Source organism: Bradyrhizobium sp. Kon58 (genome assembly GCF_055807455.1).
The window spans coordinates 1-269 of sequence record NZ_JBVVOT010000447.1 but is presented as its reverse complement, the minus strand read 5'-3'; the positions used below and the strand labels follow the sequence as shown (position 1 = coordinate 269).

Sequence of the window (269 nt, the reverse complement as noted above, 5' to 3'; positions counted from 1 at the left end):
CGGCAGAGACCCCGAGCCGCTCTTGGGTGTCGGGGTCGGTGTAGGCCTTGCCCCGGCGGAAAATTCCATAGTTAGGCTGGGTCGGGTCCAGATCGCCTCTGGCATAGATGCGCTCACCATTGGCGCCCAGCACGCGCCCGGCATCGGCGGCGACAATGTAGGGAGCGTTGTCCAGATCCTTGGGCGAATCGAATATGCGGTTGTGCACCAGAAAAGCCTGGATAGCCTTTTGCGTGGTGGCGTCCAGGCGTGGGTCGGACGATGGAATC

General features: G+C 62.5%; 1 protein-coding gene. It reads right to left on the bottom strand.

Features of this window, described 5'->3' with window-relative positions:
* Window positions 1–269 (bottom strand): hypothetical protein (locus tag AC0L20_RS41100; RefSeq protein ID WP_473295843.1); only part of this gene is annotated, 269 nt, incomplete at both ends.